The 19,406-nt window shown below is 77.1% G+C and carries 17 protein-coding genes and 1 pseudogene; 9 read left to right on the top strand and 9 right to left on the bottom strand.

What is annotated here, in order from left to right; genetic code table 11:
- The 5 genes and pseudogenes from ACI8AR_RS15325 to ACI8AR_RS15305 form a co-directional block, all read left to right on the top strand.
- Positions 1-727: pseudogene (locus ACI8AR_RS15325) on the top strand (hypothetical protein); the annotation flags it as partial.
- Positions 728-863: 136 nt separating this feature from the next.
- Positions 864-2,492 carry an acyl-CoA dehydrogenase family protein gene (locus ACI8AR_RS15320; protein WP_457051790.1) on the top strand — a complete coding sequence of 543 codons (1,629 nt, stop codon included), beginning with the start codon at positions 864-866 and terminating at the stop codon, positions 2,490-2,492.
- Between the two features lie 123 nt (positions 2,493-2,615).
- Entirely contained in the window at positions 2,616-4,715 is a 2,100-nt protein-coding gene (locus ACI8AR_RS15315) for a putative bifunctional diguanylate cyclase/phosphodiesterase (protein WP_457051789.1), read from the top strand.
- A 249-nt stretch (positions 4,716-4,964) separates the two neighbouring features.
- Positions 4,965-5,654 carry an NYN domain-containing protein gene (locus ACI8AR_RS15310; RefSeq protein WP_456927790.1) on the top strand — a complete coding sequence of 230 codons (690 nt, stop codon included), beginning with the start codon at positions 4,965-4,967 and terminating at the stop codon, positions 5,652-5,654.
- A gap of 44 nt (positions 5,655-5,698) precedes the next feature.
- A complete protein-coding gene (locus ACI8AR_RS15305) occupies positions 5,699-5,935 on the top strand; it encodes a hypothetical protein (RefSeq protein WP_387988703.1) in 237 nt (78 codons plus the stop codon).
- 9 nt (positions 5,936-5,944) lie between these two features.
- Here ACI8AR_RS15305 and ACI8AR_RS15300 read toward each other — a convergent pair whose 3' ends face one another.
- Entirely contained in the window at positions 5,945-6,403 is a 459-nt protein-coding gene (locus tag ACI8AR_RS15300) for an ATP-binding protein (protein ID WP_456936224.1), read from the bottom strand.
- Positions 6,404-6,587: 184 nt separating this feature from the next.
- Between ACI8AR_RS15300 and ACI8AR_RS15295 the strand changes: the two genes are divergently transcribed.
- The gene (locus tag ACI8AR_RS15295) at positions 6,588-7,283 is read left to right on the top strand and encodes an ANTAR domain-containing protein (RefSeq protein WP_457051788.1); all 696 of its coding nucleotides are present in this window, start codon (positions 6,588-6,590) and stop codon (positions 7,281-7,283) included.
- Positions 7,284-7,304: 21 nt separating this feature from the next.
- Here the strand turns inward: ACI8AR_RS15295 and ACI8AR_RS15290 are convergent, their stop codons facing one another.
- Together ACI8AR_RS15290 and ACI8AR_RS15285 are read right to left on the bottom strand one after the other, a co-directional pair.
- Complete coding sequence (locus ACI8AR_RS15290; protein WP_457051787.1) at positions 7,305-8,264, bottom strand: nucleoside hydrolase; 960 nt, start codon at positions 8,262-8,264, stop codon at positions 7,305-7,307.
- Between the two features lie 43 nt (positions 8,265-8,307).
- Positions 8,308-9,660, bottom strand: a complete 1,353-nt coding sequence (locus ACI8AR_RS15285; protein WP_457051786.1) for an APC family permease — start codon at positions 9,658-9,660, stop codon at positions 8,308-8,310.
- 360 nt (positions 9,661-10,020) lie between these two features.
- On the opposite strand from ACI8AR_RS15285, the gene ACI8AR_RS15280 reads away from it, so the two are divergent.
- From ACI8AR_RS15280 to ACI8AR_RS15270, 3 genes are all read left to right on the top strand, one after another.
- The gene (locus tag ACI8AR_RS15280; RefSeq protein ID WP_457051785.1) at positions 10,021-10,851 is read left to right on the top strand and encodes a hypothetical protein; all 831 of its coding nucleotides are present in this window, start codon (positions 10,021-10,023) and stop codon (positions 10,849-10,851) included.
- 816 nt (positions 10,852-11,667) lie between these two features.
- On the top strand, positions 11,668-12,543 hold the full coding sequence (locus ACI8AR_RS15275; RefSeq protein WP_457051784.1) for a trypsin-like serine protease: 876 nt from the start codon (positions 11,668-11,670) through the stop codon (positions 12,541-12,543).
- A gap of 156 nt (positions 12,544-12,699) precedes the next feature.
- Positions 12,700-14,781 carry a SpoIIE family protein phosphatase gene (locus ACI8AR_RS15270; protein ID WP_457051783.1) on the top strand — a complete coding sequence of 694 codons (2,082 nt, stop codon included), beginning with the start codon at positions 12,700-12,702 and terminating at the stop codon, positions 14,779-14,781.
- A 3-nt stretch (positions 14,782-14,784) separates the two neighbouring features.
- Here the strand turns inward: ACI8AR_RS15270 and ACI8AR_RS15265 are convergent, their stop codons facing one another.
- From ACI8AR_RS15265 to ACI8AR_RS15240, 6 genes are all read right to left on the bottom strand, one after another.
- Complete coding sequence (locus tag ACI8AR_RS15265) at positions 14,785-15,210, bottom strand: ATP-binding protein (RefSeq protein WP_456927798.1); 426 nt, start codon at positions 15,208-15,210, stop codon at positions 14,785-14,787.
- Between the two features lie 117 nt (positions 15,211-15,327).
- The gene (locus tag ACI8AR_RS15260; protein ID WP_457051782.1) at positions 15,328-15,909 is read right to left on the bottom strand and encodes a thiamine phosphate synthase; all 582 of its coding nucleotides are present in this window, start codon (positions 15,907-15,909) and stop codon (positions 15,328-15,330) included.
- Positions 15,906-16,679: a thiazole synthase gene (locus tag ACI8AR_RS15255; RefSeq protein WP_457051781.1), complete on the bottom strand. Its 774-nt coding sequence runs from the start codon at positions 16,677-16,679 to the stop codon at positions 15,906-15,908. The genes ACI8AR_RS15260 and ACI8AR_RS15255 overlap by 4 nt, the downstream gene beginning before the upstream one ends.
- 2 nt (positions 16,680-16,681) lie before the next feature.
- Positions 16,682-16,882 (bottom strand): sulfur carrier protein ThiS, encoded by a 201-nt coding sequence (gene thiS / locus ACI8AR_RS15250; protein WP_456936215.1) that lies wholly within the window; start codon positions 16,880-16,882, stop codon positions 16,682-16,684.
- Positions 16,873-18,009 (bottom strand): glycine oxidase ThiO, encoded by a 1,137-nt coding sequence (thiO, locus tag ACI8AR_RS15245; RefSeq protein ID WP_457051780.1) that lies wholly within the window; start codon positions 18,007-18,009, stop codon positions 16,873-16,875. Before thiO ends, thiS begins: the two co-directional genes overlap by 10 nt.
- Positions 18,006-19,337, bottom strand: coding sequence for a purine-cytosine permease family protein (locus tag ACI8AR_RS15240; RefSeq protein ID WP_457051779.1), 1,332 nt, complete (start codon positions 19,335-19,337; stop codon positions 18,006-18,008). The genes thiO and ACI8AR_RS15240 overlap by 4 nt, the downstream gene beginning before the upstream one ends.
- Between the last annotated feature and the right edge of the window lie 69 nt (positions 19,338-19,406).

Below are 19,406 nucleotides of genomic sequence, written 5' to 3'. Positions count from 1 at the left end.
TCCCCGCCCGATCGGGCAGCTGCGCACCCTGGTCTACGCCGACCTGCTGCACCGCCCGTGGGAGACCGGCCACCCGCCGGTCACCGCGCACCTGCAGATCATCGCCACGCTCAGCGCGCTGACCGGCGCCAGCACCGAGGCCGGCTCGGTGAACGGGCTGCCGATCACCGCCGCCCACCTCCGCGAACTCCTGGCTCAGCTCGACGCGCTGGGCCTGCGCGTTCCCGAGGGCGGGTCGGTCACCCTCGCGCTGGTCGACGACGACGGCACGCTGCGCGCCACCACCACCCTCGACCAGCTCCGCCGGCTGGCCGGCCGCGGCTGCCCCGACCACCCGGCCGACGCTGACGTCGAGCAGTCGGCTGGAGCCGGCGACGACTGCGCGTGCGCGGTGCTCGACCGGCCCGAGCCGACCGACCGCTACGCACCCTCCGCGCCGCAGCGGCGGTTCGTGCACACCCGCGACCGCACCTGCCGCTTCCCCACCTGCGGCCAGCGGGTCGGCTGGGCCGATGCCGACCACGTCATCCCCCACGCCCACGGCGGCACCACCGACTGCGCCAACCTCTGCTGCCTGTGCCGCAGCCACCACCGCCTGAAGGACCTTCGCCCGCGGCTGGCGGTTCGAGATGACCCCGGACGGGGTGCTGACGGTGACGACCCCCTCCGGGATCACGCGGACGACCCGGCCACCGGGCATGCGACCACCACCGGCGGCCGAACCTGATCCACCACCCCAGGACGCCGGGATGCCACCGGCCGACCCGGTCGACCCGCCGCCCTTCTGACCGCCGCCGTTCCACGTGGAACGGCGCGCGGGAGGGGTGTGACCACGGTGACAGCGAGGTCGTACGGTGCGCGGCGTGGGTGCGACGCACGAGGTCCTGAACCAGGCCCCGCCGCTGGTCGGGTACGACCCGATCGTCGGGGACGCGGCACTGCGGGAGGCCTGCCTCAGGCACGCCGACGAGGCGACGCTCGCCTCGCTGGCCGAGCTCGGTGCGCTGGCCGGCAGCGAGCAGGCCCGCGAGTGGGGCCGGCTGGCCGACGAGAACCGCCCGGTGCTGCGCACCCACGACCGGTACGGCCACCGGATCGACGAGGTGGAGTTCCACCCGGCCTGGCACGAGCTCATGCGGACGGCGTTCGAGCACGGGCTGGCCGGCGCCCCCTGGGCCGCGGCCGACGCCGGCTACCGGCACGCCCACGTGCGCCGCGCCGTCGGCTACCTCGGCTGGACGCAGGTCGAGGCCGGCCACGGCTGCCCGGTGACCATGACCTACGCCGCCGTGCCCGCGCTCCGGGCGGCGCCCGACCTCGCCGCCCGTTACGAGCCCGGGCTCACCGCGACCGGCTACCGCTTCGGGCTGACCGACCCCGTCGCCAAGCCGGGCCTCGTCGCCGGCATGGGCATGACCGAGAAGCAGGGCGGCTCCGACGTCCGGGCCAACACCACCCGGGCGGTCGCCGACGCCGACGGCAGCTACGCGCTCACCGGGCACAAGTGGTTCACGAGCGCCCCGATGAGCGACCTGTTCCTGGTGCTGGCCCGGCTCGACGAGGGCGTCTCCTGCTTCCTGGTCCCGCGGGTGCTCCCGGACGGAAGCCGCAACGTCTTCCGCCTGCAGCGCCTCAAGGACAAGCTCGGCGACCGCGCCAACGCCTCCAGCGAGGTCGAGTTCGACGGCACCACCGGCTGGCTGGTCGGCGCTCCCGGCCGCGGCGTCCCGACGATCATCGAGATGGTCAACACCACCCGGCTGGACTGCGTCATCGGCTCGGCCGCGACGGTGCGGGCGGCGCTCACCCAGGCCGTCCACCACGCCCGGCACCGCTCCGCCTTCGGCGCGCTCCTGGCCGATCAGCCGCTCATGCAGAACGTGCTGGCCGACCTCGCCGTCGAGAGCGAGGCCGCCACCGCGCTGGCGATCCGGCTGGCCGCCGCGGTCGACGCCGGCGAGACGGCCTTCCTGCGGCTGGCCGGCGCCGCCGCCAAGTTCCTCGTCTGCAAGCGGACGCCGGCCGTCGTCGGCGAGGCGCTCGAGGTGCTCGGCGGCAACGGCTACGTCGAGGAGTCGGGCATGCCGCGGCTCTACCGGCAGGCGCCGCTCAACTCGATCTGGGAGGGTTCCGGCAACGTCATCGCGCTCGACGTGCTGCGGGCCCTGGGCCGCAGCAGCGAGTCGCTGGCCGCCGTCACCGACGAGATCGAGCTGGCCCGCGGCGCCGACGCGCGCTTCGACGACGCCGTGAAGCGGCTGGCCGCCGAGCTCGGCGACCCGGACGCGCTGCCGCAGCGCGCCCGTCGCGTCGCCGGCCTGCTCGCCCAGTGCCTGCAGGGTTCGCTGCTGCTGCGGTACGCCCCGCCCGAGGTTGCCGATGCGTTCTGCGCCACCCGCCTCGGCGGGGACTGGGGATCGGTGCTGGGCACGCTGCCGTCCGCGGTGCCCGCAGCGCGGATCGTGGAACGGTCAACCGTTGCCCGTGCCTGAGACCCCGCCGCTCCACTACCCTCGGGTACGCGTCGCGCACGGACCGACTTCCCATCCCGTCCCGGTCCGGTACCGGTGACCCGCCCAGCGGGGTCCGGCGTGCGGCAGGGGGAGAGAGAAGGCGTGCACCCATCCGACCGTGCGGGCGCGGCGGCACCGCCGAACCTGCTGGCCAGCGTCCCCGACGCGGTCTGTCACCTCGACCGGGAGTGGCGCTTCACCTGGCTCAACGCCGCCCTGGAGGACCTGCTCGGGCGGCCGGCCGACACGCTGCTCGGGCAGACGGTCCTCGACTGCATCCCCGACCTCCGCGACACCGAGTTCGTGGCCGAGCTCGCCGGCGCCCTCGACGACGGCCGCCCGCGCGTCTTCGAGTACCTGCACAGGCCGCGGGACCGCTGGTTCGAGGTCCGCGCCTCCGGCGACAGCACCGGCCTGGTGGTGTTCATCCGCGACGTCGACTCGCGGCACCGCGCGCACGCCGCCCAGGCGCACGCCCTCCGGCAGACCACCGCCGTCCTCGACGCGTTCCCCACCCCCACCGTGCTGCTCGACCGCGGCGGCCGGGTCCGCAGCGTCAACCGCAGCTGGGCGGACGCCGCCGAGCTCGTGCGCGCGGGGGGCTGGGAGATCGCCGAGGTGGGCGACGACTACCTCGCGCGGATCGGCCAGGGCGTGCCCCCCGACGACCTGGCCCGCATCGCCGGCGGGCTGGCCGAGCTGCGGGCGGCGCCGTCCGGGGGACCGACGCGCACCTTCTCCTGCGAGTACTCCATCCAGGGCCCCGGCGGCCCCATGTGGTGGCGCCTGCAGGCGGCCCGGGTGGAGGGTGACGGCCAGCTCGTCGTCACCCACATCGACATCACCGAGCGGGTCCGCGACCAGGAGCGGCTGGCCTGGCAGGCCACCCACGACGACCTCACCGGGCTGGCCAACCGCGCCCGGCTGCTCGAGCTCGTGGGCGAGGCGCTGGCCGACGACCGCACCCGCACCGCCCTGCTCTTCCTCGACATCGACGGCTTCAAGACCATCAACGACTCGCTCGGCTCCGAGGTCGGTGACGAGCTGCTGCGCCAGGTGGGCACCCGGCTGGCCGCCCAGATCCGTCCCGGCGACGCCGTCGGCCGGCTCGGCGGGGACCAGTTCGTCGTGCTGGCCCGCTCGTGCGACACCCCGGAGGCGGCGTCGCTGGCGTTCCGGCTGCAGCGCTCCTTCGCCCGCCCGTTCGTCGCCTTCGGCGTCTCGGTGCCCGTCTCGGCGAGCATCGGGGTCGCCGTCGCCCAGCCCGGGCTCCGGCACGCCCACCAGCTGCTCAGCGACGCCGACGCCGCGAGCTACGCGGCGAAGGCGGCCGGCCGCGACCGCGTCCACCTGTTCTCCCCGGGCCTGCGCGACGCCGCCCGCTGGCGGATGGACGTGGCCACCCGGCTGCGCGACGGCGCGCTCGACCAGTTCGTCGTCCACTACCAACCGGTGGTGCGCCTGGACACCGGCGAGGTGGAGGGGGTCGAGGCGCTGCTGCGCTGGCAGCACCCCGAGCGCGGCCTGCTCTCGCCCGACGCCTTCCTCTCCGTGGCCGAGGAGACCGGCCAGCTCATCCCGATCACCCGGTGGCTGCTGCACGAGACCACCCGCCAGGCCGCCGAGTGGGCCGAGCAGGGCCTGTCGCTGCGGATGGCGGTCAACATCAGCGCCCGCCACTTCTCCGCCGAGACGCTGGTCCGCGACGTCCGGACGGCGCTGCACGAGTCGGGCCTGGCGCCCGAGCAGCTGATGCTCGAGCTGACCGAGACCAGCGTCGCCGAGGACCCCACCCGCGCCGAGGACCAGCTCGCCGTCCTGCGCGGCTTCGGCGTGCGGGTGGCCATCGACGACTTCGGCACCGGCTGGTCCTCGCTGGCGCAGCTCATGGCGCTGCCCATCGGGACGCTGAAGATCGACCGCTCGCTGATCAACGCCGCCGAGCGGCTGGCCTCCGGCGGCACCGGCGCGGTGCTCGGGGCGATCGTCGAGCTCGCGCACACCCTGGGCATCCGGTCGGTCGCCGAGGGCGTGGAGACCGCCGAGCACCTGCGGATGGTCCGCGAGGCCGGCTGCGACTCCGCGCAGGGCTACCTGCTCGCCCACCCCATGAGCGCCGAGGACGTCGAGCGCTGGGCGGACCGGGTGCGGGCCGGCGGCGGTGACTCCTGCGCGCTGGCCCTCGCCGGCCGGCTGCGCTGAGGGGGCTGCCCTGAGCGGACAGGGGGGAGTGGTCCGGCGGTGACCGGTCCCGTCCGCCGGCGCGCCGTCCGCCGGGCGACCGCCCCGGCCGGCCCGCCGCCCGCCGCCGTCCCGCCCGCCGCCGTCCCGCCCGCCGCCGTCCCGCCCGCCGCCGTCCCTCCCGTTCCCGTCCCGCCCGTCGTCCCGCCGGTGCCGGACACGTCGGGTGGCCCCGGCCCGGACGCGACGGCGACCGGGCAGACTGCCCCCGTGACCGCGACCAGCGACGAGACGCCCCTGGCCGAGCCCCGGACCGACGGCGGCCGCGGGCGGCCCGCGCTGGACCTGCTCATCTGGGACGCGCCGAACATCGACATGACCCTGTCGACGGTCATCGGCGCCCGCCCCACCGCCGCCTCCCGGCCGCGCTTCGACGCGATCGCCGCCTGGTTCGTCGACGGCGCCGGCGACGCCGCCGCGCCGGACGCACCCGAGGTCGAGGCCTGCGTCTTCGCCAACATCCCGCCGGTCGTCGGCTCGCTGCAGCGCTGGGTGGAGGCGCTGCGCGGCTTCGGCTACGCCGTCTTCGCCCGGCCCAAGAGCCAGCCCGACGACGACATCGACCAGGCGATGCTCGACCACATCGAGGTCCGCGCGCACAGCCACCGGCTGCGGCGGCTGGTCGTGTTCTCCGGCGACGGGCGCAACTTCGCCGAGCCGCTCGAGGAGCTCGCGCGGACCGGCACCCAGGTCGTCGTCGTCGCCTTCAGCGAGGTCGCGGGCTACGCCATCGGCTCGGACCTGCTGGAGTTCATCGACATCGAGGACGTCCCCGGCGCCTTCGCCGCGCCGCTGGACCGCGTCCGGCTCGACGCCCTGCCGCCGGACGGCGCGTGGCTGCGGCCCACCCGCAGCCTGCGGGACTTCGTCTCGAACTGGACCGCCCGCCGCAGCAGCTGACCCGGCCCCGTGTCCCCCGGACCCGTCCGGGGAAGGGAGGGGCCATGGCGGTCTGCGAGGTCTGCGGCAACGACTACGACATGAGCTTCGAGGTGGTGGCCCAGGGGGCCCGGCACACCTTCGACAGCTTCGAGTGCGCCATCCACCGCATGGCGCCCATCTGCGAGCACTGCGGCGTCAAGGTGGTGGGCCACGGCGTCGTCGTGGAGGGGCAGTTCTACTGCTGCGCGCACTGCGCCCGCGCCGAGCACGACGGCGCGGCGGTGGCCGACTCGGCCTGAGCCCGGGGCTCAGTCCCGGGGGATCTCCGGCGCGCGCGGCTCGGGGACCTGGCTGCCGAAGCCCTCGACCGGCTCCAGGCCCGAGGGCAGCCGCGCCCACACGTGCTTGCGGCCGGGGCGCTTCTCCCAGCCGTAGTCGACCGACAGCTGCGCGACCAGGTGCAGGCCCATCCCGCCCAGGGACGGGTCGCGGTCGACGGCGGGCACCGGTGGCCGCTCGGGCGCCTCGTCGCTGAGGTCGAGCAGCCACCCGGCGGGGCTGGCCACCACCAGCGCGCGGACGTCGCCGCCGCCGTGCCGCAGGGCGTTGGAGGCCAGCTCCTCGAACACCAGCAGCAGCCCGTCGCGGGCGTCCTCGGTCGACGACGTGCTCACCGACGGGTGGGCGATGCGCGCCCGCAGGTCCGCACGGACCCGGGAGACGACGTGCATGGCCTCCAGCTGCCAGTGCCAGACGTCGCCGGCCACGGAGGGCACCGGAGTGCACGGCCACGCCTCCTGGCCCATGTCCCACCCCTCGCGTCTGCTCCGCCGACCGGCGTCCATCCTGACCGAAAGCGCCCTGACCCGCAGCGGCGGGCCCGCGCGTCCCCCGCACGTGGGGTGATCACCCGGCTCCACGGCAGCGGCCGGCACGGGCAGGATGTGCCCCGTGGAGGACCTCTGGCGAGCGCTGAGCCGGCTGCAGTTGGCCGACCGGGCACTGGACGACGTGCTCGGCGAGGTCACCCGGATCGCCGCCGAGAGCATCCCCGGGGCCGAGTCGACGTCGATCACCCTCGTCCGCGGCGACGTGGCCACCACCGCCGCCCACCACGGCGACATGGCGCTGGCGGCCGACGAGCTGCAGTACGAGCGGGGCTACGGCCCCTGCCTGGACGCCGGCCGCGGCGGCGTGGCGCTGCGCATCGACGACACGCACACCGAGACCCGCTGGCCGGACTACGTCGCCCGGGTGGTGGAGGTCGGCGTCCGCAGCTCGCTGTCGACGCCGCTGCCCTACCAGGGCACGACGATCGGGGCGCTGAACAACTACTCGACGAAGCCCGCCGCGTTCGCCTCCGCGGCGTCGACGGAGGTCGCCCGCGCGGTGGCGGAGGCGGTCGCGGTCGCCGTCGCCAACGCCGACGCGCACGCCCAGCTCGGCGAGCACGCCCGCAACATGGAGCTGGCGATGCAGTCCCGCGCGGTCATCGAGCAGGCCAAGGGCGTGCTGATGGCGCAGCGGCACGTCGACGCCGAGGCCGCCTTCGAGCTGCTGCGCACGGCCTCCCAGCGCTACAACCGCAAGCTGCGCGACATCGCGACCGGGATCGTCGCCTCCGTGACGGAGCCGCCGCAGCAGTGACGCCCGGCCCACCCGGGCGGCTCAGCCCACCCGGGTCGCCAGGCCGGCCAGCCGGCTGACCAGGAACTCGACGGCGGCCGGGCTGTCCACGGTCTCGGCGACGTCGACCGCGGTGGGGGAGTGCGAGACCGTCCGCCGGTCGACCAGCGTCTGCCCGCGGGCCGGCCCCGCGGTGGTGTCGACGACGACGTCGCGGCGGACGGTGCCCAGCGTCCCCGGCACGATCGCCTCGGTGAGCGCCAGCGCGTCGTGCACCACCACGCCGGTCGTGCCGTAGGAGGTGCGGGCGTGGTCCAGGTACTGCTGCAGGATCGCCGCCGCCGTCTTCCCGACCGGCCCGGCCGCGGCGAACCGGGCGATGCCGTCCTCGTCGAGGACCGTGGGCAGGGTGACGTCCAGGCCGACGAGCACGGTGGGCACCGTCGAGCCGAGCACCCGGGCGGCGGCCTCCGGGTCGGACCACACGTTGAACTCCGCGGCGGCGGTGACGTTGCCGCCGCGGCCGGCCGAGCCGCCCATGAGCACCAGCCGGTCGATCCGCTCGGCCGCCTCGGGGTAGGTGGCCAGCAGCAGCGCGACGTTGGTCCACGGCCCGATGGCGGCCACCGTCACCGGCTCCTCCGCCGCCAGGAGCAGCTCGGCGAGTGCGACGACGGCCGGGCGGGGGTCGACGGCGGCGGGGGAGGGCGGCAGCTCGACGCCGCCGAGACCCGCGGCGCCGTGGACGTGCCCGGCCCGCTCGGGCTGGGGGAACACCAGCGACTCCGCGGCGCCCGCGGCCACGGGGACGTCGGAGCGGCCCGCCAGGTGCAGCACCCGCAGCGCGTTCTCGGTCGTCTGCGCGAGGTCGACGTTGCCGTGCGTGGTGGTGACCAGGCGGAGGTCGACCTCGGGGCTGGCCAGCGCCAGCAGGATCGCCAGCGCGTCGTCGATGCCGGGGTCGGTGTCGATCACCAGGGTCCGCGGTGCGGGAGGAGCCACCCGGCCATCCTCGCAACCGGGCCCGGGGGCGCCTGTGCCGCGGTCAGCCCCCGGCCCGGCGCCGCGGCAGCGCGGTCACCAGGTACAGCACCACCCCGACCGCGAGCAGGACGCCGGCGAACGCCCAGGTCCGGGCCTCCTGGCGCCACAGCAGCAGCAGGCACGAGGCGATGCCGAGCACCGGCACCACCGGCGGCACCCGGAAGTGTGCCGCGTCGACCCGGTCGCGGCGCAGCACCAGCACCGCGGCGTTGGTGCTGAGGAAGACGAACAGCAGCAGGAGCACCACCGTGTTGGCCAGCGTGGCCAGGTCCCCGGCCAGGCTCAGGCCCATCGCCACCAGCGTGGTGACGGCGACGGCCACCCACGGCGTCCGGCGGCGCGGCAGCACCCGGCCCAGGACCGCCGGCAGCAGGCGCTGCTCGGCCAGCCCGTAGGCCATGCGGCTGGCCATGATCATCGTGAGCAGGGCGCCGTTGGCGACGGCGACCAGCGCGACGACGCTGAACAGCTCATCGGGGATGCCGGCGTCGGCGGCGCGGACCACCTCGAGCAGCGGCCCGGTGGAGCCGGCGAGCGCCCCGGGCGGGAGGACGACCGCGGCGGCCAGCCCGACCAGCACGTAGACGACGCCCGCGGTGAGCAGCGCGCCGAACAGCGCCCGCGGGTAGACCCGCCGCACGTCGCGGACCTCCTCGGCGACGTTGGCCGACGTCTCGAACCCGACGAACGAGTAGTAGGCCAGCAGCGCCGCCGACAGCACCGCCGTCCCCGCGGACACCCCGGGCGGGAACTCCACGACCCGGCCGGGGTCGCCGTCGCCCCGCCCGAGGACCACCGCGCCCAGGACGACGACGAGCACCAGGCCCGAGGTCTCCACCAGCGTCATGACCAGGTTGGCGCGCAGCGACTCCCGGATGCCGCGGGCGTTGAGCAGCGCCACGGCCAGCAGGAACACCAGGGCGGCCGGCGCGGCGGGCACGTCGAGGAAGACGGTCAGGTAGTCGCCGGCGAAGGCCAGCGCCAGGCCCGCGGCGCTGGTGACGCCGGCGGCGAGCATGCAGAAGCCGACGAGGAAGGCGACCACCGGCGAGCGGAACGCCCGCTCCGCGAACACCGCCGAGCCGCCGGCGCGCGGGTACTTCGTGACCAGCTCGGCGTAGGACCCCGCGGTGAGCAGCGCGAGCAGCAGCGCGACCAGCAGCGGCACCCAGATCGCCCCGCCGACCTCCGCGGACACCTCGCCGACGAGCGCGTAGACGCCCGCACCCAGGACGTCGCCGAGGATGAACAGGTAGAGCAGCGGGCCGGTGACGGCGCGGCGCAGCCTCGTGTCCGGCTCGTCCGTGCCGCCCGGGGTCTTGTCGGGTGCCGCCGTCGCGGGCTGCTCTCTCACCGGTCGAGTCTCGGCAGGCCCGGAACCCCCGGCAACCGGACCGCACCGTCGGGGACACGGGGACGGGAGGCGGGCGCGGCCCGTCGGGACGCGCCCCGACACGCCGGGCGCGCCGGGGCGTGTCCGGGCGTGACCGGAGGTCCCGCGGGGGCCTCCCACGCTCGCGGGCCGTCGACGGGTCGACAAGTGATCGCCGGCAGCGCCGGGTGACCAACGCGCTGGTCAGGGCGTCACAACGGTTGCGTCACGGGGTCTCCAGGACGTGTCCCGATCGGCCGTTCGCGAGGCCCGCCGTCCCTACCGTTCTCCCTGTCCGCAGCACCTTCCCCGGCTGCGGACCAAGACCCCCAGGAGGACGGCATGGCGATCGACCGGGCACCCGCCCCGTCGTCGGCGACCCTGCCGGACGACCTGTCCCTGGCCGGCCTGTTCGGCCTGCTCGACCGGGCGCACGAGCTGCCGCGGCGGCCCCGGCCGCGCCGCGCGGTGTCGACCCGCTCGCCGGGCGCCCCCCGCGCGCTGCGGCCGCTACCGGTCGCCCGCCCGGTGCCGGTGCCGCGGCCGCGCCCGGTCCCGCCGGCGGCGACGCCGGTCCCCGCGCCGCCGGTCCCCGCGGCTCCGGCCGCCCCGCTCCCGGTGCCGGCGGCCGGCCCGCGCTGGCGCGCGCGGCTGCGGGCCTCGGTCCGGCGGCTGGCGATGTGGGGCGCCGGCCCCGACGGCGCCCACGCCGCGTGGCCGACCGCGCCCGTCGTCGTCCCGCCGCCCGGTCCCGGCCTGGTCCGGCGGCTGGCGCTCTGGGGCGCCGGCCCCGACGGCGCGCACCTGGCCTGGGGCCGCCCCCGCCCGGCCGCACCGGCCGCACCGGCCGCACCGTGGCCTCGCGTCCCGAACGGCCCCGTGGTGCTCACCGAGCTGCCGAGCACCCCCACGATCCGGCCCGCGGCGCCTTCCCCCGCCGTGGCGTCGCTCCCGGCCGGCTCCGGCCGGCCGGTCCCGCCCCGTCCCGCCGCCCCCCGCTCCGCGGGTCCGGCGCTGGCCCCAGCCGGCTGGCCGGCGCGGCCCGCCGCCGGGCGGCCGACGGCGCGGGCGCCCGACCCGCCGCGCACCGCCGGTGCGGTGCGCACCCGGGGCGACCCGGGCGGGCACCCGGCGCGGGGTTCGCCCCGGCCGCCGCCACCGGCTCCCGACTGATCCGCAGCGCGCCCCCTCCCCGGGGACGCGCGTCCGCCCCTCGTCGACGTGCTCGACGGGCCCGGCCGCCCCCTTCCCCCCGCGGGTGGCCGGACCGCCGGCCCGCTCCCCGAGCAGATCCACCTCCCGGCCGACCACGGCCGCCCCTGGCCCTCCACCGCGGCACCCCGCCGCCGGGCAGACCCCTCCGCACGACGATCCGGCCTCGACCCCCGCCGACTCACCCCCGGGTGCAGCGCGCGGACCCTCCAGGGAGGCCCCGGACCGCACCGCGGAGCGGCGCCCGGCAGCGGGAGTCCCCGCCGCCCGACAGACGCTCCCGCACGACGATCCGGCCTCGACCCCCGCCGACTCACCGACCCGGTGCAGCGCGCGGACCCTCCCGGGAGGCCCGGACGAGCGCGGCGCGGCCTGTCCGGCGACGGCCGCCGCGGCGGAGGACCGGGTCCCGCCGGTGCCCGGCGGGGGACGACCCGCCCCGTCGTCCCCCCGGGTCTCTGACCGAGCGCGACCCGGCCAGGCAGGCGCCCGGCCCGCCGGAGGAGGTGGACGCCCGCGGGACCCGGCCACGGTCACCGGCCCGGCGCCGCGAGGAGGACGGCGGACGCGGCCCCGGCCCGGGGCGCGCGAGGACGAGACGACACGACGGGCGCTCCCGGGCGGCCGGACCGGCACCGCCGCCGGCCCGCGCCGCCGGGAGCGCCCGTCCCGCGTCCGGCACCGGTCCTGACGAGTTGCGTATCCCCTCCGTGCACGGTTCGTTCCCCTCGGTGGAGCCGCCGCCCGGCGGTCCACGGACACCCGAGGGGACGAGGGATGCACGCACGCACCAAGGCGGTGCTCGCCGGGGCCGCCGCCCTGCTCACCGCCGGCCTGGTGGCACCGGCACCGGCCGGAGCCGTCACCGGCGGCATCGAGGACCGCACCAACGTCTACGAGAACGTGGGCCTGCTGGTCTTCTACGACGCCACCGGCCGCTACCGCTGCTCCGGGACGCTCGTCAGCCCGACCGTGGTCCTCACCGCGGCGCACTGCACGGCCGGCACCGTGGGCGACACGATCGTCACCTTCGAGCCGGTGGTCGACGAGGAGGCACCCTCCGACCTGCCGACCGCCGGCGTCCCGGCCGAGGGCTTCGGCTCCGGGGAGACCCTCCCCGACGGCTGGTACTCGGGTACGGCGCACACCCACCCGGACTACTCGGACTTCACCGACACGGACAACTGGAACGACGTGGGCGTCGTCGTCCTCGACGCGCCGGTCACCGGCGTCGAGCCGGCCCAGGTCGCCGCGCCGAACGAGCTGGACCGGTACGCCCAGCCGCGGCTGAACCGCACGACGTTCACCGCCGTCGGCTACGGCACCGAGGTCCGGCAGGCCGACTCCGGCCCGCAGAAGCCGACCCCGCAGAGCTTCCCGATCCTGCGCCGCTACACCGACGTCGTCGGCCAGAAGCTGACCCCGCAGATCCTGCAGGTCAACGGCAACGAGCACGACAACCGCGGCGGCGGCGGCACCTGCTTCGGCGACTCCGGCGGCCCGAGCTTCAACCCGGAGACCGGGCACGTCGTCACGGTGACCAGCTACGGCTACACGTCCAACTGCCGGTACATCGACGGCCTGCAGCGGGTCGACGTCCCCGTCGTCCAGGACTGGCTGGAGACGTTCGAGGTCCACCCCGCCGGCGCCTGACGCACTGCCCCGGAGCCCCGGTCCGCGACGCGGACCGGGGCTCCCGCGCGTCGGGACGCGGTGTCGACTCCGGCACACCGGTTGTCGTTCCGGGCCCCGGCATGGGAGAAAGGACGGCGGACCACCGCTCCCGCACCGAATGGACCCCCGCTTCCCGTGACCGTCCCCGAGCAGCGTCCGGGGTCGACGGGAGCGGCAGCCCGCCCGCTGTCGGTGCTGCCCGACGACCTCGCGGTCGCCCGGCTGCGCTTCGAGCTGGCGATCGACGCCGCCGGCATCGGCAGCTTCGACTGGGACCTCGAGTCCGGCCGGCTCGCCTGGGACGACCAGCTCCTGGCCATCTTCGGGCTGGAGGCCGACGGGTTCGGCGAGACGATCGGGGCCTTCGCCGACCGCCTGCACCCCGACGACCGGGACCGCACCCTCGCCGCCCTGCAGGAGGCGATCGACACCGTCGGCGCCTACGACGCCGAGTTCCGCATCGTGCTGCCCTCCGGTGAGACCCGGTGGGTGCAGGGCCGCGGCCGCGCGCTGGCCGACGACCGCGGGCGGGCGGTGCGGCTGCTCGGCGCCGGCATCGACACCACGGGCCTGCACGAGGGCGACGCCCGGGTGTCCCGGATCCTCGAGACGATGCGGTCGGCGTTCTTCGCCCTCGACCGCGACTGGCGCTTCACCTACGTCAACGCCGAGGCCGAGCGGGTGCTGCGCCGCCGCCGCGACGAGCTGGTCGGCGGGGACCTGTGGGAGCTGTTCCCCGCCGCGGTCGGCAGCGACTTCGAGGTCAACTACCGGGCGGCGATGGAGCGCGGCGAGGAGCGGGTCTTCGAGGCGTACTACCCGCCGCCGCTGGACGCCTGGTACGAGGTCCGCGCGTGGCCCGGTCCCGACGGGCTGTCGGTCTACTTCCTCGAGGTCACCGAGCGCCGCGCCGCCGAGCAGCGGGCCCGGGACAGCGCCGCCCGGCTGTCCCTGGTCGCCGAGGTCAGCGCGCTCATGTCCGCGTCGCTGGGCTCCGGGGGCGCCGAGGAGCCGGCGCTGCAGCGGGTCGCCGAGGCCGTCGTCCCCGTGCTCGGCGACTGGGTGATCCTCACGCTGTCCGCCGGCGAGGACGGCCGGATGCGCGACGTCGCGAGCTGGCACCGCGACCCGGCGATGCGGACGGCCGCGGCGGCCTACGCCGACCTGCGGCTGGCGTCGGTCCCCGCCGACGCGCCCGTGCTGCGGGCGCTGCAGTCCGGCCGGCTGCTCACCGTCGACGACGTCCCGGCGGCCATCCGCCCGACGCTCCCGGACCAGGTCCGCGAGGTCTTCGACGCGCTGGCCCCGCGGACGGCGGTGACCCTGCCGCTACTGGCCCGCGGGCGCACGCTCGGCGCGCTGAGCGTCTACCGCGGCGCCGACCGTCCGGCCGCGAACGCCGAGGAGGTCGCCGCCGCCCGCGAGGTCGCGGACCGCGTCGCCCTGGCGCTGGACAACGCCCGGCTGTTCGACCAGCAGCGGCGGCTGGCCGAGGCGCTGCAGCGCAGCATGCTCACCGCGCCGCCGCAGCCCGACCACGCCGAGATCGTCGTCCGCTACCAGCCGGCGCTGGAGGTCGCCCAGGTCGGCGGCGACTGGTACGACGCGTTCCTCCAGCCCGACGGCGCCACCGTGCTGGTCATCGGCGACGTCGTCGGCCACGACACCGAGGCCGCGGCGAGCATGGGCCAGCTGCGCGGCATGCTGCGCGGCATCGCCTACCGCGGCGACGTCCCGCCCGACGCCGTCCTGGCCGAGCTCGACGCTGCCGTCGACGCGCTCGGCATGCGCACGATGGCCACCGCGGTGGTCGCCCGCGTCGAGCAGACGCCGGAGCAGCGCGCCGCCGGGACGACGACCCTGCGCTGGTCCAACGCCGGGCACCCACCGCCGCTGCTGCTCACCCCCGACGGCGAGGTGCACACGCTGGGCACCGAGCGCGGCCAGCTCATGCTCGGCGTCGACCCCGGCGCCCGGCGCAGCTCGGCCGCGGTGGAGGTCCCCCGCGGCTCGACGCTGCTGCTCTACACCGACGGGCTGGTCGAGGGCCGCGACCTGCTGCTCGACGACGGGATCGGCCTGCTGGGGACCGCCCTGGCCCGCCTCGCCGACCTCCCGCTGGAGCGGCTCGGCGACGCGCTCCTCGCCCGGCTGCGCCCCGAGGGCCTCCAGGACGACGTCGCTCTGGTCGCCATGCGCCTCCACCCCCAGGACTGAAGCTCAGCGCGGAGGGAGCACCGCCCAGACGGTCTTGTGGCCGTCGTCCGCGTACCAGCCGTGCGCCGTCGACAGCTCGGCGATGAGGTACAGCCCCAGGCCGCCCTCGGAGGGGTCGCGGTCGACCGCCGGGGTGGGCGGGGTTCCGGCGGCGCCGTCGGACACGGCGACCAGGAAGGCGTCCCCGGTGTGGCGCACCACCGCCTCGACCGCGCCGCCGCCGTGGCGCAGCGCGTTGGAGGCCATCTCGTCGAGCACGAGGACCAGCCGGTCGCGCACGTCGGGCGAGTCGGGCGCGACGTGCGACCGCCGCAGCTCCTCCCGCACCCGGGGCAGCTCGGCGACGTCGGACAGCTCCCAGGACAGCCCGTCCCGGGCGGGCGGAGGCGACGCCGACGGCCAGCCAGGACCGGCCGTTCCGCGTCTCACCCCGTGTACTCCTCGTGTCGGCGTCCCGTCGTGGACGCGAAGTCGAACACCTGCGTATGGCTCGCGGATCGGTTCCGTAAACCCGGCTGCGACCGGCGTCACACGTCCGGGCCTGGATCACCCGGCCGGGAGGGCCGCGCGGTAGGCCGCGACGACGGCCGGGTCGCGCATCACCGGCCCCATGACGGCGACCCCGTGCGCCCCGGCGGCCAGGCACCCGGCCACGTCCCCCGGCCGCACGCCGCCGAGCGCGAGCACCGGCGGGGCGCCGCCGACCAGCGCGGCCAGCCCGGCCGCGCCCAGCGCCGGGCCGTGGCCGGGCTTGGACGGGGTGGGCGCGAAGGGGGACAGGGTCACCCAGTCGCAGCCCTCGGCCGCCGCCCGCGCCAGCTCCGCCGCCGAGTGGCAGGAGCGGCCCAGCAGCGGCGGGCGGACGGCGGGGACCGGGTCGGCGGCGGACAGGTGCGCCGCCGTCCCCGCCGGCGCCCCGGCCGCGCCGCCCCACACGAGCAGCCCGCCCACCGGGTCGAGCACCGCCCGCAGCTCACGGGCCAGCGCCGCCCGCCCGGGCAGCGGCAGGTCCTTGTCCCGCAGCAGCACCGCCCGGGCGCCGGCCGCGACGGCGTCCGCGACCACCTCGGGCAGCGGGCCGCGCGCCTGCGTCCGGTCGGTGACGACGAGCAGGCGGGGGACGGTCACAGCGCCGGCAGCCCCTCGAACGGCGTCGACGCCTCGGCGTGCCAGCGGCGCGGGATGCGGCCGGCCAGCTTCGCCAGCCGGCCGGCCTCCACCGCCTGTCGCATGGCCAGCGCCATGCGCTCGGGGTCGCGGGCGCGGGTGACCGCGGTGGCCAGCAGCACCGCGTCGCAACCCAGCTCCATGGCCAGCGCGGCGTCCGAGGCGGTGCCGATGCCCGCGTCGAGGACCAGCGGCACGTCGACGGCCTCCCGCAGCAGCGCGATGGCGTGCGGGTTGCGGATGCCCAGGCCGCTGCCGATCGGCGAGCCCAGCGGCATGACCGCGGCGCAGCCGGCGTCGGCCAGGCGGCGGCCGAGCACCGGGTCGTCGGTGGTGTAGGCGAGCACGGTGAAACCCTCGGCGACCAGCTGCTCGGCGGCGTCGAGCAGCTCGACGGCGTCGGGGAGCAGGGTGACGTCGTCGCCGATGACCTCGAGCTTGACCCAGTCGGTGCCGAACGCCTCGCGGCCCAGACGGGCGGTGCGCACCGCCTCGCGGGCGGTCATGCACCCGGCGGTGTTGGGCAGCAGCCGGACGCCGGCCCGGTCGAGCACCTGCATCATCGAGCCGGTCGCGGACGCCTCCACCCGGCGCAGCGCCACGGTCACCACCTCGGTGCCCGAGGCGCGCACCGCGGCCTCCAGCGCCTCCAGGCTGGGCACCCCGCCGGTGCCGAGCAGCAGCCGGGAGCCGAACGTCTCGCCGCCCAGCTCGAACGGGTCCTCCAGCACGGTCAGCCTCCTGCGGTCGGGGCGAGCACCTCGACGGCGTCGCCGGGGGCCAGCGGGGTCTGCGCCCAGCTGCTGCGGGGGACGACGTCGCCGTTGCGGGCGACGGCCACGCGGTCGTGGCCCGCGGCGCGCTGGGCGACGAGGTCGGCCACGGTGGCGCCGTCGGCCAGGTCGGCCGGGGCGCCGTTGACGGTCAGCTGCACTGCGTCCTCCTCGGAGGTCCGATCCCGAAGCGGTCGGCGGTGAACGGGGCGGCCACCGCGGGCAGGGCGCCGGTGGCCAGCAGCTCGGCGGTGGCCTCGGCGGTCACCGGGGTGAGCAGCACGCCGTTGCGGTGGTGGCCGGTGGCCAGCACCAGCCCGGGCAGCGACGAGGGCCCGAGCAGCGGCGCGTTGTCCGGCGTCCCCGGCCGCCAGCGGGCCAGCGTCTCGGTCAGCTCCAGCTCGGAGACCTCCGGGACGACGTCGATCGCGTCGTGCAGCAGGTCGTGCACGCCGCCGGCGGTGACCCGGGCGTCGAAGCCGCGGTCCTCGCTGGTGGCGCCCACGACCAGCCGGTCGCCGGCGTAGGGGACGAGGTAGACGGGCCGGCCGCGGACCAGCGCCCGCACGGTGCCCCCGAGCAGCCCGGCCGCGCCGGCCAGCCGAAGGACCTGGCCCTTGACCGGGCGCACCGGCAGCGGCGGGACGCCGGGCAGCCGCCCGCTGCGCGCGCCGAGCGCGAGCACCGTGACGCCGGCGGCGAGCACGTCCCCGGACGCCAGCCGCAGGCCGGCGGCGCGGCCGCCGTCGACGACCACCTCCGCCACCCGGTCGCGCAGCAGGGGCACCCCGGCCGACGCCGCCGCGGCCAGCAGGGCGGCGTGCACCGCCCGCCCGTCCACCGAGTGGTCGCCCTCGACCAGCAGCCCGCCGCGCACGCGGGTGGCCAGCGCCGGCTCGCGGCGGCGGGCCTCGCGCGGGGTCAGCCGCCGTGCGGCCAGGCCGAGCTCGCCCTGGAAGGCGTGCAGCGCGTCGAGCTCGCGGACGTCGTCCTCGTCGAACCCGACCACCAGCGTGCCCGCGGTGCACAGCCCGACCGGCGTCCCGGCGGCGGCCTCGAGCTCCGCGGCGAACGCCGGCCAGCGGGCGAGGGAGTCCAGGCCCAGCCGCAACAGCGGCTCCTCGCGGTAGCCGGCCTCGGTGACCGGCGCGAGCATCCCGGCCGCCGCGGCGGAGGCGCCGCTGCCCGGGGCGTCGTCGACGACGGTCACCGACAGCCCGCGGCGGGCGGCCCGCCAGGCCACCGCGAGCCCGACCAGGCCGCCTCCCGCGACGGCGACGTCGGTCACCGCCGGCGGCCGGCCAGCACGAGCGGCACGGTGAGCACGACGGCCACGGCCAGCCCCACCAGCGACGCCGACCAGCCGTTGGCCGGGTCGATGCCGAGGGCGGCCTGCCGCGCGCCCCACCACGCCGTCCAGCCCGCCCCCGGGCCCGGGAAGTACGTGGGCAGGGTCAGCTGGTAGGCGACGAACCCGGCGGCCCACGGCAGCAGGTACAGCGGCCGGGCGGGCGCGGCGTCGGAGGTGTCCCAGCGCCCGCGCGGGGTCAGCCAGTAGGCCACGATCAGCACCCCGGCCAGCGGCACGAACACCGCGCCGATGAGGAAGAGGAACGGCTCGTAGGCGGCGACGTCGAAGGTCAGCGCGAGCAGCGTCGCGACCGCACCCACGACGACGGCGAGCACCCGCCGGTCCAGCCGCGCGACGACGTTCTGCGCCGACACCGCAGTCGAGTACAGGTTGGCGAACGCCTCGTCGAGCTCGACGGCGACCAGCACGAGCACCGCCACGGCGCCCAGCGGGACGGCCAGCAGCGCGCCGATGACGTCGATGCCCGCGCTGCCGTAGGCGGCCAGCGCCAGCACGCCGAGGGTGAACATGACGACGGTGGCGGCGCCGTAGCCCACCGCCGACCCGACGCCGGCGGCGCGGGCGCTGCGGGCGTGGCGGGTGTAGTCGGCGGCCAGCGGCAGCCAGGACACCGGCAGCGCGATGACGATGTCGGCGGCGGTCCAGAACGACGCCGCCCCGCCGCCCTCCAGCGGCGGCAGCGGCTCGGCGAGGACCTGCACGAACAGGTAGGCGACGGCGGCCAGCGCGGCCCAGACGGCGTACCGGGCGAGCACCCGCACGACGCCGAGGGGCCGCAGCGCCATCGCGGTGGCCAGCACCCCGGCGGCGACGACGAACGGCCAGCGCGGCGCGTCCAGCACCCGGGCCGCGGCCTCGGCGATGACCACGATCTCGAACGTCGCCCAGCCGACGCACTGCACCAGGTTGAACGCCGTGGGCAGCCAGGAGGTGCGCCGGCCGAGCAGCCCGCGCAGCAGCACCATCCCGGGCACGCCCTCCCGCGCGCCGGCGGCGGCCACCAGCCCGAGCAGCGCCGACCCGAGCACGGCGCCGACGACGACCGCGGCGAGCGTGACCGCCAGCGACCGCCCCGGCAGGACGACGAACACCGCCGCCACCGGCAGCAGCAGGCTGACGCCGAGGTTGGCCCACAGGCCTAGGTTGGCGGCCAGGCCCAGCGTGCGCGGGGGCGCCTGGTCGAGGGTGAGGGGTGCGTCAGCCGTACGGACGGCGTCGGTACGGACAGGGTCCGCCGTGCTCATGGTCGCTCCCTACGCCGGCATTACCCGGTCAGGTTCCAGCGGTCGGCGGCGCGCTCAGCCGCCCTCTCA

It is taken from the genome of Geodermatophilus sp. SYSU D01036 (assembly GCF_054050435.1).
This window is presented reverse-complemented; position numbering and strand designations above follow the sequence as displayed.

Bases quoted from the DNA above. Each gene is read 5' to 3' on its own strand.
- ACI8AR_RS15305 (WP_387988703.1), top strand. From the start codon at position 5,699: ATGGCGGTCTGCGAGGTCTGCGGCAACGACTACGACATGAGCTTCGAG.
- ACI8AR_RS15240 (WP_457051779.1), bottom strand. From the start codon at position 19,337: ATGAGCACGGCGGACCCTGTCCGTACCGACGCCGTCCGTACGGCTGAC.
- ACI8AR_RS15275 (WP_457051784.1), top strand. From the start codon at position 11,668: ATGCACGCACGCACCAAGGCGGTGCTCGCCGGGGCCGCCGCCCTGCTC.
- ACI8AR_RS15280 (WP_457051785.1), top strand. From the start codon at position 10,021: ATGGCGATCGACCGGGCACCCGCCCCGTCGTCGGCGACCCTGCCGGAC.